Source organism: Acidovorax sp. BLS4 (assembly GCF_032929295.1).
Classification (GTDB): Bacteria; Pseudomonadota; Gammaproteobacteria; order Burkholderiales; family Burkholderiaceae_C; genus Paracidovorax.
Genome location: NZ_CP136797.1, coordinates 4,738,340 through 4,751,167, shown reverse-complemented (window position 1 = coordinate 4,751,167; position 12,828 = coordinate 4,738,340). Strand labels below are relative to the sequence as shown.

The window sequence follows — 12,828 nt, the reverse complement described above, 5'->3', positions numbered from 1 at the left end:
GCACGCATGCTTCAAGTCTCCAAACTCATCGCCCAGGGCAAGGGCCTCGCGCCCGTGCTCGTCAAGCGCGCCGCCACCCTCGAACTCGACTGGGACACGCGCCAGAAAAGCCGCTTCGCCGCCACCGACTCCACCGGGCGGGAACTGGGCATCTTCCTGCCCCGGGGCACCGCCGTGCGCGGCGGCGACGTGCTGGTGGCCGAGGACGGCGCCCTGGTCCGCGTGATCGCCGCGCCCCAGGCGGTGCTGCGCATCACCCATTGCACCCACCACGGCACCGCCTTCGATCTGACCCGCGCCGCCTACCACCTGGGCAACCGGCACGTGCCCATCGAACTCACGCCCACCCACCTGCAGATCGAGCCCGACCACGTGCTGGCCGACATGCTGCGCGCCATGCACCTGATCGTGAACGCCATCGATGCCCCCTTCGAGCCCGAGGGCGGCGCCTATGCGGCGGGCGGACACCATGGGCACGGGCACCACGGCCATGACCACGGTCACGCCCATGGCCACGACCACGACCACGACCGCGCAGCCCCTTCGCACGACGCCGCCGGCCCCGCGCACGGCGATGGGCATGACCATGGGCACCGCCATGCAAGCCATGACCACGATCACGGCGATGCGCACGCCCATGGCCACGACCATGACCATGCGAAGTGCGATCACCCGCACCACCACCCTTGATTGACGCCGGGATGACGGCCCCCGACTGCAACGCCCCACCCCCCCAAGCCCCCACGGCCCTGCCCGCCGCCAGCCTGCTGCAGCTCATCTGGCTGGCCTCGCCGGCGCTGCCGGTGGGCGGGTTCTCGTATTCCGAAGGGCTGGAAGTGGCGGTGGAGCGCGCCGGCGTCACCACCGAAGCCGCCGCCGCCGAATGGCTGGCCGCGCAACTGCAGCTCACCCAGGCGCGCGGCGACATGGCCGTGCTGCAGCAGGCCCTGGCCGCCTGGCGCGCCGCCGACCACGCCCGCGTGCGCCAATTGAACGACTGGGTGATGCAAACGCGCGAGACCAGCGAAATGCGCCTGCAGACCGAGCAGATGGGCCGCTCGCTCGCCGACTGGCTGCGCAACCAGCACGCGGGCGACGCCGCCCGGCTGCACGACGTGGCCGCGCTCGCCGCCCTGCCGCCCACCCCCACCTACCCTGTCGCCTTCGCCCTGGCCGCCGCCAGCACCGAAGCCGGCGCGCGCGACGTGCTGCTGGCCTACACCTTCGGCTGGGCCGAGAACATGGTGCAGGCCGCCCTCAAGGCCGTGCCCCTGGGCCAGAGCGCGGGCCAGCGCATCCTGGCCCGGCTGGCCGCCGCCATTCCCGCCGCCACCGACGCCGCGCTGCACACCGGCGACGCGGACCGCCAGGCCTTCTCGCCCATGCTCGCCATCCTGTCGGCGCAGCATGAAACCCAATACTCCCGCCTCTTCCGATCATGAACACCACCACCACCAGCACCACCGCACTGCACCACATCCCCCACCGCACCAAGCCCCTGCCCCCGCTGCGCGTGGGCATCGGCGGCCCGGTCGGCTCGGGCAAGACCACCCTGCTGGAAATGCTGTGCAAGGCCATGCGCGACAAGCACGACCTCATCGCCATCACCAACGACATCTACACCAAGGAAGACCAGCGCCTGCTCACGGTGAGCGGCGCCCTGCCCGCGGAACGCATCCTGGGCGTGGAAACCGGCGGCTGCCCCCACACCGCCATCCGCGAAGACGCCTCCATCAACCTGGAGGCCATCGACCGCATGCTGGCGCAGTTTCCGAACGCCGACGTCGTCTTCATCGAAAGCGGCGGCGACAACCTCGCGGCCACGTTCAGCCCCGAGCTGAGCGACCTCACGCTCTACGTGATCGATGTGGCCGCAGGCGAGAAGATCCCCCGCAAGGGCGGCCCCGGCATCACCAAGAGCGACCTGTTCGTCATCAACAAGACCGACCTGGCCCCGCACGTGGGCGCCAACCTGGACGTGATGGCCGCCGACACCACGCGCATGCGCGGCACCAAGCCTTTCGTGATGACCAATCTGAAAACCCTGCAGGGACTGGACGAGGTGGTGGCCTTCATCGAAAAGAAAGGCCTGCTGCAGGCGGCCTAACGCGCGGGGGCGGGGTTTAGAGGCCGGCTAGAATACGCGCCAGTTTGCGGAGACTTGGGTGAGCGGTTTAAACCAGCAGTCTTGAAAACTGCCGACGGGCAACCGTCCGTGAGTTCGAATCTCACAGTCTCCGCCACCTCAGCAAAAACAAGCGCCTTACGAGGCGCTTTTTTTTCGCCTTCCCCAAAAATTTGGCCCATACGAATCAACGTGTTACGCCCTAATGGCTGGCTTTATATACAGCAACTCATCAGCTGACATTCAGCCACTCAACAACCTCAATTCAAGTTTTACCGCCTACGTGAGGGCCTACAGAAACATCTGTGCCGAAGCGCATCCTTGGAATGACCGCCCTGTAGGTGTCCGGCTGCGCCTGGAGGGCTTGCACGCGGTGGGCGGTGCTTACGGACAGGCGCACGCCCAGCATGCGGGCGGCGTCGGCTTTCAGCGCCGCATCGGCGACGGCGCGCACGGGCTCGGCCTGGGCTTGGTTGGTCACCCACAGCATCACCAGCACGGCGCCAGGCACTGGCTGGCTGGCTGGCCTGCGCGGCGCATCACCCGGCTGCCGATGGGCGTGGCCAGGATGTTGCCGATGCTCTGCTGCAGGTGTTCCAGCGCTCCCAGGCGCTGCCCGGTGGGGCGGTTCATCATCGGACGGGCACCTGCGTGTTGTCGTTGCCGATGCGCACACCGCTGTGGACGTGCTGCACGGCGCTTAAGCTCCGGGCCACGATGTCCACGGTGCTGGTGAGTCGGTCGGGGCCGATGTGCAGCACAGCGCCGCCCACTTGGAGGGTGATGCCGTCCGGTTGCATGGTGACGCGGCAGCCGTCGCCAGCCTCCAGCACAATGCTCCGGTCGGTGTGTACGGTGTAATGCTGCTGGCGGTATTCAGCCGATTCGCGCTTGGTCCACTGCATGAGGTCCACGCCGGCTTCATCGCTCGGCGCGTCCATCTGGTCGCTGTAGGCACCCTGCAGCACGACGCCCTGCGTGAGGCCGCCGCCTGGGGCCACCACCAGGCACTGTTCGCCCGCGACGGGCGGTCACCAGTGGCTGCCCTGCTTACCCGCGGCGCGGCCCGCGAGCCAGAACAGCCAGTCGGTGGTGTTCTCGCCCAGTTGGACCCGGCAGCGTGCGGGCTTGGCGCGCCGCACGGCCATCACGGTGCCCATGCGCGCGAGGTTTTCGAGTCAGCGTGCGTGTTCCTGAGGCGTGTCTTGTTGGAAAACTCCTAGGGGGCATGCACTGATGTTGCTGCCCCTTCGCTGAGCAATCCAGCAGCGTCGGCTGTGGCTGCTCTACAGACATTTCGCTGGCAGGACAATCGCCTAACCCTGCCGGCACACCTCGCCTATATGGTGCTCTGAGTTTTCCAGGCGGAGGAGCGCGTGAACCTGAGCCCTCCCGGCCCACCTTGCGCGTGAGTCTCTAGTGACTCGGTTTGCTGACTATAGTGCCCTGGCTAGCGTGTGCGGCCCTTTGGGTTTGAGGTATTCGCGCAGGTCATAAAAAGTGAGGTCAACACTCCACGGGCCTAGCGCATATCCGCTCACTTGGTATGGGGGAAAGAGGACCGTGAAGCCATCCGTCTTCAGATTGAATGACCGAAAGTTGACCCATGAAGGCCCGGCTCCGCTAGCAAACCAATCCATTTGGTTTTGATCAGGCTGGTGCCCTTCTCTTTCCCAGTATTCTTTGCATAGCTGTCGAACACAAACTTGACTTACCACTGGCAATGCCAGACTAGGATCGGTGAAAAAATCCTCTATCTCGAGGAGCTGTAGCCGGTCGGTTAGGGCGAAATTAAAAGTCTGAAAATCTGAATTTCCATGCGCAGCACCAGCGTGATAGGTGGCGATGTTGCAGGTGAGACTTAAGAATTTTTCGTTGGCAAACGCAATCCCAAAACCGTCCCAAAGATTGTTCTTCGGCTCGTACCAGTCATCGTTCCGGTAGAGCTCAGGATCTTGGTTCCATTGATTACTGCGCCACCGGATCAGCGCTCTTGCGGATCGGCCAGAAAAAAACATGGAAAGCTCTTGTGCAGCGCTAGGGTTCTGCACAGACGCAAATCGGGGATACTCAACGGTGACTTTATATCCGGGGTTCCCTTCCTGTTCATCGGAAATACTTTCAGTGAACACCCTGAGCAGTCCCGCCACTGTGCCACGCTGCAGTTCAATTTTTTGTTGATCAGCTGCGATCTTCAAAGCTTCTTGCACACGACTGTAAGCGTCAGCCGTCGTCATATCGATGTACTGGAGCTTCCCCGCTATGAATGAGGGAACCTCACAGGGCTCGATGAGCAGAGGAAGAATGTATATATCACCTTCCTTCTTGTATCTCAACAGTTCGACAGCATCGTGCGCTTCACGCTGTACAAATCCCCGTTTTCCTACGCTGCGCGGACTCAACAAGAGCACCACCACATTGGCATCTTTCAGCGCCCTATCGATCTCAAAATCCCAGTTCTGCCCTGGAAGCAGCTTTTTCGTATCTAGCCAAGGGGATGCACCCTCATTTTCTAACCGGGCATACAGTTCATTGGCATAATTCGCGTCTTCCTTGGCGTAACTGATAAATACTTTGAGTGTCATTAAAGGCTGCTCCTGACGACCTTATAGTCCAATACGTAACGCAATTCTCGCCACCAAGCCAACTCGAAACTACCACAAAGTTCAGGCAGCTTTGAGTTCTGATAAGCGAGCCACACAGATTTTTTCTCGGCTCTCAACGACTCGGGCTATTGAGGCGACTCAACACCATGTCGCGGATAACTTCAACGTCCTCCGATGAAATGCCTAAAAGGCCATGCTCTGGGTAGCTAAATAGCGGACCACCCGGAGATACTGAGTCGGTCTGCCTGAAGTGACGAATGCGTGCGATGCGCGCCGTGCGCCCTGCGAATGTGACGACCGCGACCCCACCTTCAGCGCGCGCCTTGAGATGCCTTTGCTGGCGCAGCTTGGCAAACATGGTTTGCCCCTGCCGGTCTGCTGTCGCAGCTTGCGTTAACCCAGTCACGCGTAAAAAGGCCTACGACAACCAGTGCGCAATCCGAGTGGGGATGGCGCTTGAAAAATCAGGGGCAAGTTTCAAGGGATTCAAGGGCCCACGATGCGAATTTGGGGCTCGGGGAAATGGGATGGTACTCAGAGCACAGGAGTTGGCCGATTGGCTACAGTCCAAGCCCTTCATCAACTGCCCGACTGCCATGCAATTTGGTGGTAAAGGCTTTTCCAAGAATCTTGCCGCCCGCAGAGGAATCGTGTTTTTCAAGGACTACTGGCTCCGGGACGGAGAAAGGTCACCCACAGGCGATCACATTGATCTTTGGAACATGGATCGACTCACGCCGTCCTGGCAGAACTTCACCCGTTTCACCCTCGGCATCGGGCGTCTCCCATCGCTCTATTCCGATCTTGAAAACTCCAGATCCGTTGTCTTCTGGCCGTTTGCATGAAGCACCGTCAATCCATCACCTTTTTTCTCTCGCTGTTGGTCGCTGGCGTGGTGTCCTGTTTGGTCGGCGGCTACTTTTTCATCCGCACTTTCCAGGCCGGCGATTGCGATGGCGGATGCAATGGTTCGACGCTGGTTTCCTGGGTTGCTGGGGCCTTCGTCGCATTCCTTTTGATGGGATACGCGTGGAAGAGGCAGCGCACCAAGCGCGGTAAAAATCCGTACTCCGCATTGGCCGCTCTGGCGGCCATCACGGTGGCAATACCGGGCTTGTTGTATTTGGTTCAAGGCTCACACCCTTCATCACCGTTGAAAACCAATCAGGACAACAGCTACATGCTGATTGCCGAGCGCGACATACCCGCGCTAAGGATTGCAGCGGGAGAGCGCTGCATCTTCTCGACAGTCGATTGCCATACCAACCCCTCGCACATCGACGCAGTTTGTACGCAGGGCCCAACCACGCTGAAAGCGTCTGACTGGCCGGCATTCAAACGCTTGCCGAAGGAGGACTTCGGCATTCCTCCGACGGAGGCCGTGCAGACATTTCCCAACGCCTGCCCAAAGCGCCAATGACCGATCCGACCGATGCAAAAGCATCGGATCGCATAGCGCTTTGAGTGCGCTGCGTCAGGCGCTACCGGCAATGACGAACGCAGCCTAGATCGCAAGCGACTCCCGCAAACGCTCCCCCGCATAGGCCTGCGCCAGCCGCGCCTTCTCCAGCACCGCGGCGGCACCGAAGAACTCGTGCGCGACGCCTTCGTATTCCCGGCGCTCCACCGGCGTGCCGGCCTTTTGCAGGGCGTCTTCCAGCTTCGCTCCGTCGCTGCGCAGCGGGTCCAGGCGGGCATTGATGATGGTCACGGGCGGCAGCCCACGCAAATCGGCGTCGATGAGGGACAGGCGCGGGTCGGCCAGGTCGTCCTCCGTGCGCACCAAATGGTCGACGAACCACTTCACCATCGCGCGGTTCAATGGCTTGGCGATGGCGTTTTCGAGGTACGACTCGGTGTTGAGGCTGGTCTGCGCCACGGGGTACACGCTCAGCACGTGCCGGGGCGGCGGCAGGCCGGCGTCCCTGGCGGCAATGGCGGTGGCCAGGGCCAGGTTGCCGCCGGCGCTCTCGCCGGCCAGGGCCAGGCGGCGGGCGTCGCCCCCGATGCGGGAGGCGAACTGGGTGAGCCAGCGGTAGCTGGCCAGGGCGTCGTCCCAGGCGGCGGGGAACTTGTGCTCCGGTGCCTGGCGGTAGTCCACCGACACGACGATGGCGTGCGCCTGCTTGGCCAGGCCGCGGGCACCGCCGTCATAGACCTCCTTGTCGGCGATGACCCAGCCGCCGCCGTGGAAGAACAGCACCACGGGCAGCTCGGCGCCCTGGCCGGTGGCATCTTCCGGTGCATAGACAGTGGCCTGCAGTGGGCCGTGGTCGGTGTCGATGGACAGGGGCGTGGCGCGCACGCCGGGCACCAGCGCGGTGGGGTCGGTGGCGCGGCCTTGCTGGGTCAGCAGGTGTTTCACGGCATCCGCCACGGTGGGCTGGCTGCGGGCTTCCTGCACGCTGAGTTTCTCGATGGCCTTGGGGTGCAGGGCCTCGTGGGCCTTGGCCAGTTCGAGCTGGTCATCGTCGGCGCGGATCGCGGCGATGGTGTTGGACAGTGCGTTGACGATGGGATTGGGCTCGCCGTGCTTTTCGTCGCTCATGGGACATTCCTTCGAGACAGTGAATGGATGAGCGGCCACTCTATGGAGGGCTTGGGCCGGGCCGCGTCAGACGCCACGCCGGGGCAGCGTGCGGCGCACAGGAGGCGCGTTTGACGGCAAGTTTTACGGCAAGGGCAGCGCCACGCGCCGTGCGCCCGGTCACGGGGCGCAGGCAGGCCCCGGCAGGGGCGCGAAGGAATGCGCGAAAAAGAAAGGAACGGTGGCGTTGGCCCGTGCCTGACCTGCCGGCCTCAGCGGAACCCACCCCGTGTCGGGTCGTGTGGTAACCGCGCGGCGCGCGGGCCTTCCAACCGGTCGGGAGCCACGCGTTGGCGTTGCTCGGCCAGGGCCGTGCGCGCAAGATGCAGGCGCTTGGCCGCCTGGTGCAGGGATTGCCGCAGCGCCACCGCGGCCGATCGAAGCCGGCGCGCACGCTGGATGGGGTCTTCGTCGTCTTGCGTGGACATGCCGATGCTTTAGCAAACGGTGTTCCCACGGGTGGCGGGATGGCAGCCGGCCAAAGTCCGCGGGCCTGCACGGCCTTCGCTTGCACGCCGATCGGTTCGGACCGCTTCAGGCGGCGTGGCCAGCCAGGCGGCACCATCCCCTTCAGCCACGACATGAAGCCGGCCGTCCGGTTGCAGTCGCCCCTTCTTTTTGCATGGGATACGGTAAATGACATCGATATTCAGCTTCAACAAGCTGCGGACCGCCATGGGTTCAGCAGGCGCTTCGACCGAACCGGCACCTTCCGCCACACCCGGCACCCCGACCGGCAAAAGCAAGTCCTCGAGCGGTTTCAACGGGCTGCAGGGCCGCGAGAACCCGTCGCAAAACGGTGGCATGGCCCCGCGCGGGCGCTCGCCGATGATGCAGGCGTTTTCCAACGCCGCGATGCATGCCCACGGCGCCGTGCACCAGGCATCGCAGGGCATGCAAAACGACGTGCAGAAGCTCAAGAACGGCTATTCGGCGTTCCGCGCCGAGTCCCATGCCGCGTCCCGCCCGGGCTTCAGCTATCCCCAGCTGGCGGGGGAACATCGCCTGGCACAGGCCGACCATCGGCACCGCGCGCAGGCGGCCTATTCCCAGGCGGCAGGCCATGCCCGTGCGTTTTTCGGGGAAACGGCCCATGGCATGTCGCAAGGAGCTCGCCAGGCGGCGTCCTCCCTGGCATCGACGATGGAACGGTTCGATCCGCGCCGGCTGGCCCATCAGGCCAAGCGGTATGGCAACGCAGCCCTTCACCAGGCGACCCAGGTGGCCATGGTGGGCGTGGGCGGCGCGCTGCTCGCAGGCGCGGCCGTGGCCCATGGCGTGAATGCGACGCGGCACAAGGTGGGACAGGTTGCGCACTCCGCTGCCCAGAGGGTGGACCACGCGGTGCAGTCAGCAGCGTACCGCGTGGACCACGCCGTGCAATCCGCGGCCCACCGGGTGGACCACGCCATGTACCGGGCGGATCAGGCCATCCAGTCGGCCGTGAACCGTGCGGAATACGCGGTCCACTCCGGCCTGCACCGCATGGACAACGCGCTGCACCGGGCGGAACACAAGATCCAGAACATGGGGCATCGCATCGACCATGCGGTGCAGTCGGCCGTCTATCGGGCCGAACACATGGCGCAAACCGCTCTCAACCAGGCGGCCTACCCGTTCCGGGCGGCGGCGCACACCTACCAATCATTCGCGCATGCGGCATCGGTGTTCAAGCACGACATGGCGCATTTCGACCCTTACCGCATGTCGCACCAATACCAGCGATACCAGTCCAGCTGGTGATGCCTGTCGATTGCGCACAACGAACCTGATCGCCGCCTCGGCCACCTCATCTCGCAAGACCTGCCATGACCACCGAATACCTCGCCGAAACCCCTGTGACCTCTGACGCATCGCCCCTTGAAACCGCTGGCGATGCACCGCCGCCCCCGTTCGACGAGCGGGCCCTGCTGGCGCACTATGTGCTGCGCGATTTCGAGCAAGCCGTGGCCAACGTGGAGCAGCAGTTGTACGAATCCGAGCCCGCGCCCGATGCATCGTCGGAATCCCCGCCCACGCAGGAGGCGTTGGAAGCCCTGGCCGAAGAGCGCAGGGCACTGGCGCGCGACATCGTGATCGGCGCATGGCTCAACCGCAACAACCCGGACTGGGACCCGACCCGGCCGGAAACCCATCGGCCCGACCCGAACGATCCGCTGCTGGCGATTCTTCAATCCGTGCAGGAGCCCGCACCCGCGGACTGACGGCATGGCGGCGTGCAGCCACGCCGCCCGACAGTCGCCGCGCTGCGGATCGCCCGCCATTCAAGCGGCGCACGGCCGGGGGCTGGGGCGGCCCTCAGCGCGCGGCGGGCGGCACCGCCTTGTTTCGGGCGGCCACCGCGCCGTCGATCTCCCGCAGCAGCCGCACCCCCACCAGCGTGTAGCGGGTGTCCGGGCTGTTCCAGTTGCGGTACGAACAGCGCGCATACAGCGGCCAGGTGTGCCAGGAGCCGCCGCGGCGCACGCGCACATCGCCCTGCGCGGGGCCTTGCGGATCGTCGCGCGCCGACTCGGCATAGGCAGTGTCGCCGTGCCAGTCCGAAACCCATTCCCATGCATTGCCCACCATGTCGTGCAGGCCGAAGGCATTGGCGGGGTAGCTGGCCACCGGTGCGGTGAAGGCGTGGCCGTCGTGGCCTTGCAGCGCCTGGGCCTGCCAGCGGGGCCAGTAAGGCACGGCGTCCTGGTCGAACGTGTTGGCGTGGCGCACCAGGCCTTGAGGATCGTCACCGTGCGGATAGCGGGTGCGCGTGCCGGCGCGGCAGGCGTATTCCCACTCGGCTTCGGTCGGCAGGCGGTAGCGGTGACCTTCGGTGCTGCTGAGCCAGGCCGCCAGCGCGTGCGCGTCGTGCCAGGTGATGTTGACCACGGGGTGGTCGTCGCCCTGCGCAAAGCCGGGGTTGCGCCAGGAGTAGCGCCGGTCGCGCCCCTCGAAGGCGTCGCCGCGCGCGGTGCTGGCCGGGTCGTAGCGGGGGTTGTAGCCATAGCCACCCGTGCCGTCGGCCTCGGATTCGGCGCGGTAGCCCGACGCCTCGATGAAGCGGCGGAACTGGCCCACGGTCACCTCGGTCTGGCCCAGGTAGAACGCGCGGCGGATGCGCACGGTGTGCACGGGCGCCTCGTCCGCCAGCAGGGTGAAGCGCTGGCGCTCCATGAGCGGGTAGGACGCCGCCAGGGCCTCGGGAGATTCGTCGCTGCCCATGCGAAAGCGGCCGGCCGGGATGCGCACGAAGGGCATGCCGATCGAATTGGTCCAGACCGTGGCGGCGGGCGGCTGCGCGTGCGCGAAGGTCGCAAACGCCAGCCCCAGCACCGCCGGCAAGGAAGACAGAACACGGAGCGTGCAAAGGCGCATGGCGATTCCCTGAGGGTCCCGGAGACCGGAGGGGATCAGTGTATGCGGGCGGTGGCAGTCTGCGAATGATTCAAGCCAAATTGGCTTTCACGGCATATTCCACTAGGGCATACCGCTACAAAAAAAGTAGCAAACTTCCGCCCCACCAGGGTTTGCAGTGCCTGCCGCACACGGCGCGCACAGCGCCGGGAATCACGCTGGCGTCAGGTCTTCCCGGGCTTCCTCCCTCGTGGCCTGGGCCGGTGGCACCCCAGGGCCGTGCGGCACCGTCTGCGGCGATGCAGGCGGCGGCCCGCCGTGCCCGCCACCCTGCCCCGCCGTGGCGGGGGCCACGCGGTCCTGCGCCACGCGGCCCGCCTGCATGGTCACCACGCGGTCGGCCAGGTGGAAATAGCGGTCGTCGTGGGAGATGACGACCAGCAGGTGCCCCTTGGCGCGCAGCTCGGGCAGCAGCTCGGTATAGAACAGGTGGCGGAAGGTGGGGTCCTGGTCGGCCGCCCATTCGTCGAACACCAGCACCGGGCGCCCCTCCAGGTAGGCATGCACCAGCGCCAGCCGCTTGCGCTGACCGGTGGAGAGGTCGGTGGTGGTGAACACGCCGTCCTTCACCGACACCTTGTGCGCGATCTCCAGACGCTCCAGGTACTTCTGGGCCTGCTCGGTCGAGCCCACCGACTCGCCGCCCAGCAGGTCTTCGAACAGGTAGAAATCCGAGAACACGGTGGTGAACAGCTGGCGGTAGTCGTCGCGCGTCTCGGGCACGACGGGCTCGCCGTCCCGCACGATGGTGCCGCTTTGCGGTGCATACAGCCCCAGCAGCAGCTTGATGAGGGTGGTCTTGCCGGAGCCGTTGTCTCCCACCACGAAGACGAGTTCGCCCTTGCGCAGGCGCAGGTTGATGGGGCCGAGCACGAAGGGCTCGCCGCCCTGCGGTGCATCGAAGGCGTAGCGCACGTCGCGCAGTTCGATGGCATCGTCCAGGCGGGCCTCGCGCTGCTGCGCGTGCAGCGGCAGGTGCGGCTCGGGGCTGGCGAAGCGGGCCGACAGGTCCGCGATGCGCTGGAAGGCCACCTTGGCCCGGCCCACGCCGGGCAGCGCCGAGGCGATCTGGTCCATGGGCCCCTTCAGGAACAGCAGCACCAGCACGAACCCGCTGAGCACGGCCGGCTCGGGCGCGCGCAGCGCGGCCCAGCCGAGGATGAGCGCGATCAGCAGGAAGAACAGCGCCGAGCCGAACGCCGTGGCGATCACATAGGTGTTGATGGCGCGCCCATTGACGGTGCGGATGCTGTCCACCACGCGCTCGATCTGCCCGCTGAACATGCGGGCGCGGCGCGCGCGGTGCATGCGCAGCTCCTTGGCGCCTTCGCTGATGCCGCGATAGGCCTTGTGCAACTGCTCTTCGTATTCGCGCGCCTTCCAGAAGCCCGCCACGCCGCGCGACTGCGCCACCACCTGGATGGTGGCGCCGATGGCCAGCGCCACGATGAGCACGCCGAACAACGGCAGCGACAGCACGGCCAGGTAGATCAGGCAGCCCAGCGCGATGGCCACCGCGATGAGGGTGGCCGAGAGCGCGAACACCACGTCGCTGATCATGTCCACGTCCTGCGAGAGCACGGGCATGAGCCGGTGGGTGCGGTAGCGCTCCAGCGCATCGATGGGCGCCGCGAGGATTTTCTGGGCCAGCCCCTTGCGCACCTGCGCCACCAGGCGCTGGCCCACGAAGTTGCTGGACATGTCGGACACCACCCGGCCGGCCAGGGCGCCCAGGCACAGGCAGATGAAGACCATGAGGAGCCCGCCGGCCAGCCCGCCCGGCGTGTTGAGCACCCGGTTGATGGTGGCCAGCAGCGCGACGGTGGCCGCGCCGGCCCCGATGCCGGTGATGGCGGACAGCGCGATCCACGGAAGGAAGGGCTGGAGCAGGCGCCTGATTTCGGCGGCGTTGCCACTGGGGCCATTGGGAGATGTCATGCGAAGGATCTTTCCGCCCCGGTGGCGTGCAACGCCCCGCGGCCCGGCTGGAGTGGAATGGACGACCGCAGGCACCCGTCCCGCGCACAGCGCGGCCCGGGGCCAGCCTGCGGCGGCGCTTGCGCGCCACCCACCCCCGAGACGATGGCCCGCCGCAAATGTTCATGCCGGCGTTC

The 12,828-nt window shown here is 65.6% G+C and carries 16 protein-coding genes, 1 tRNA gene and 1 pseudogene; 8 read left to right on the top strand and 10 right to left on the bottom strand.

Annotation, left to right across the window (positions count from 1 at the left end; genetic code table 11):
• The first annotated feature begins 6 nt into the window (after window positions 1-6).
• The 4 genes from ureE (at window position 7) to R1Z03_RS21905 (ending at window position 2,243) form a co-directional block, all read left to right on the top strand.
• Window positions 7-690 carry an urease accessory protein UreE gene (gene ureE / locus R1Z03_RS21920; protein ID WP_317355136.1) on the top strand — a complete coding sequence of 228 codons (684 nt, stop codon included), beginning with the start codon at window positions 7-9 and terminating at the stop codon, window positions 688-690.
• 11 nt (window positions 691-701) lie between these two features.
• Window positions 702-1,442: an urease accessory UreF family protein gene (locus tag R1Z03_RS21915; RefSeq protein WP_317355133.1), complete on the top strand. Its 741-nt coding sequence runs from the start codon at window positions 702-704 to the stop codon at window positions 1,440-1,442.
• A complete protein-coding gene (gene ureG, locus R1Z03_RS21910) occupies window positions 1,439-2,107 on the top strand; it encodes an urease accessory protein UreG (RefSeq protein WP_317355130.1) in 669 nt (222 codons plus the stop codon). The genes R1Z03_RS21915 and ureG overlap by 4 nt, the downstream gene beginning before the upstream one ends.
• 48 nt (window positions 2,108-2,155) lie before the next feature.
• Window positions 2,156-2,243: transfer RNA gene (locus R1Z03_RS21905), tRNA-Ser, on the top strand.
• Between the two features lie 147 nt (window positions 2,244-2,390).
• Here the strand turns inward: R1Z03_RS21905 and R1Z03_RS21900 are convergent.
• The 6 genes and pseudogenes from R1Z03_RS21900 to R1Z03_RS21875 all read right to left on the bottom strand — a co-directional run bounded on the left by R1Z03_RS21900 (window position 2,391) and on the right by R1Z03_RS21875 (window position 5,137).
• Window positions 2,391-2,615 carry a hypothetical protein gene (locus tag R1Z03_RS21900; RefSeq protein WP_317355128.1) on the bottom strand — a complete coding sequence of 75 codons (225 nt, stop codon included), beginning with the start codon at window positions 2,613-2,615 and terminating at the stop codon, window positions 2,391-2,393.
• Window positions 2,615-2,761 (bottom strand): hypothetical protein, encoded by a 147-nt coding sequence (locus tag R1Z03_RS21895; RefSeq protein ID WP_317355126.1) that lies wholly within the window; start codon window positions 2,759-2,761, stop codon window positions 2,615-2,617. The genes R1Z03_RS21900 and R1Z03_RS21895 overlap by 1 nt, the downstream gene beginning before the upstream one ends.
• A pseudogene (locus R1Z03_RS21890) lies at window positions 2,758-3,141 on the bottom strand (hypothetical protein); the annotation flags it as partial. The gene R1Z03_RS21895 and the pseudogene R1Z03_RS21890, both read right to left, overlap by 4 nt.
• Before the next feature lie 15 nt (window positions 3,142-3,156).
• Window positions 3,157-3,285 (bottom strand): hypothetical protein, encoded by a 129-nt coding sequence (locus R1Z03_RS21885; protein ID WP_317355124.1) that lies wholly within the window; start codon window positions 3,283-3,285, stop codon window positions 3,157-3,159.
• A gap of 276 nt (window positions 3,286-3,561) precedes the next feature.
• The gene (locus R1Z03_RS21880; protein ID WP_317355121.1) at window positions 3,562-4,710 is read right to left on the bottom strand and encodes a TIR domain-containing protein; all 1,149 of its coding nucleotides are present in this window, start codon (window positions 4,708-4,710) and stop codon (window positions 3,562-3,564) included.
• A gap of 133 nt (window positions 4,711-4,843) precedes the next feature.
• Window positions 4,844-5,137, bottom strand: a complete 294-nt coding sequence (locus R1Z03_RS21875; RefSeq protein WP_317355118.1) for a phage virion morphogenesis protein — start codon at window positions 5,135-5,137, stop codon at window positions 4,844-4,846.
• On the opposite strand from R1Z03_RS21875, the gene R1Z03_RS21870 reads away from it, so the two are divergent.
• Window positions 5,088-5,576 carry a type VI secretion system amidase effector protein Tae4 gene (locus tag R1Z03_RS21870; protein ID WP_317355115.1) on the top strand — a complete coding sequence of 163 codons (489 nt, stop codon included), beginning with the start codon at window positions 5,088-5,090 and terminating at the stop codon, window positions 5,574-5,576. The two genes, R1Z03_RS21875 and R1Z03_RS21870, sit on opposite strands and share 50 nt — an antisense overlap.
• Window positions 5,573-6,151, top strand: a complete 579-nt coding sequence (locus tag R1Z03_RS21865) for a hypothetical protein (RefSeq protein WP_317355112.1) — start codon at window positions 5,573-5,575, stop codon at window positions 6,149-6,151. The genes R1Z03_RS21870 and R1Z03_RS21865 overlap by 4 nt, the downstream gene beginning before the upstream one ends.
• Window positions 6,152-6,235: 84 nt before the next feature.
• Here the strand turns inward: R1Z03_RS21865 and R1Z03_RS21860 are convergent, their stop codons facing one another.
• A complete protein-coding gene (locus R1Z03_RS21860; protein ID WP_317355109.1) occupies window positions 6,236-7,279 on the bottom strand; it encodes an alpha/beta hydrolase in 1,044 nt (347 codons plus the stop codon).
• Window positions 7,280-7,530: 251 nt separating this feature from the next.
• The gene (locus R1Z03_RS21855) at window positions 7,531-7,746 is read right to left on the bottom strand and encodes a hypothetical protein (RefSeq protein ID WP_317355107.1); all 216 of its coding nucleotides are present in this window, start codon (window positions 7,744-7,746) and stop codon (window positions 7,531-7,533) included.
• Between the two features lie 208 nt (window positions 7,747-7,954).
• Here R1Z03_RS21855 and R1Z03_RS21850 point away from each other — a divergent pair, with 208 nt between their 5' ends.
• Together R1Z03_RS21850 and R1Z03_RS21845 are read left to right on the top strand one after the other, a co-directional pair.
• On the top strand, window positions 7,955-9,061 hold the full coding sequence (locus R1Z03_RS21850) for a hypothetical protein (protein ID WP_317355105.1): 1,107 nt from the start codon (window positions 7,955-7,957) through the stop codon (window positions 9,059-9,061).
• Window positions 9,062-9,126: 65 nt separating this feature from the next.
• The gene (locus tag R1Z03_RS21845) at window positions 9,127-9,522 is read left to right on the top strand and encodes a hypothetical protein (protein WP_284429168.1); all 396 of its coding nucleotides are present in this window, start codon (window positions 9,127-9,129) and stop codon (window positions 9,520-9,522) included.
• Window positions 9,523-9,616: 94 nt separating this feature from the next.
• Here the strand turns inward: R1Z03_RS21845 and R1Z03_RS21840 are convergent, their stop codons facing one another.
• Window positions 9,617-10,675 (bottom strand): formylglycine-generating enzyme family protein, encoded by a 1,059-nt coding sequence (locus R1Z03_RS21840; RefSeq protein ID WP_317355102.1) that lies wholly within the window; start codon window positions 10,673-10,675, stop codon window positions 9,617-9,619.
• A gap of 192 nt (window positions 10,676-10,867) precedes the next feature.
• Window positions 10,868-12,652 carry a cyclic peptide export ABC transporter gene (locus R1Z03_RS21835; RefSeq protein ID WP_317355097.1) on the bottom strand — a complete coding sequence of 595 codons (1,785 nt, stop codon included), beginning with the start codon at window positions 12,650-12,652 and terminating at the stop codon, window positions 10,868-10,870.
• Window positions 12,653-12,828: the final 176 nt, after the last annotated feature.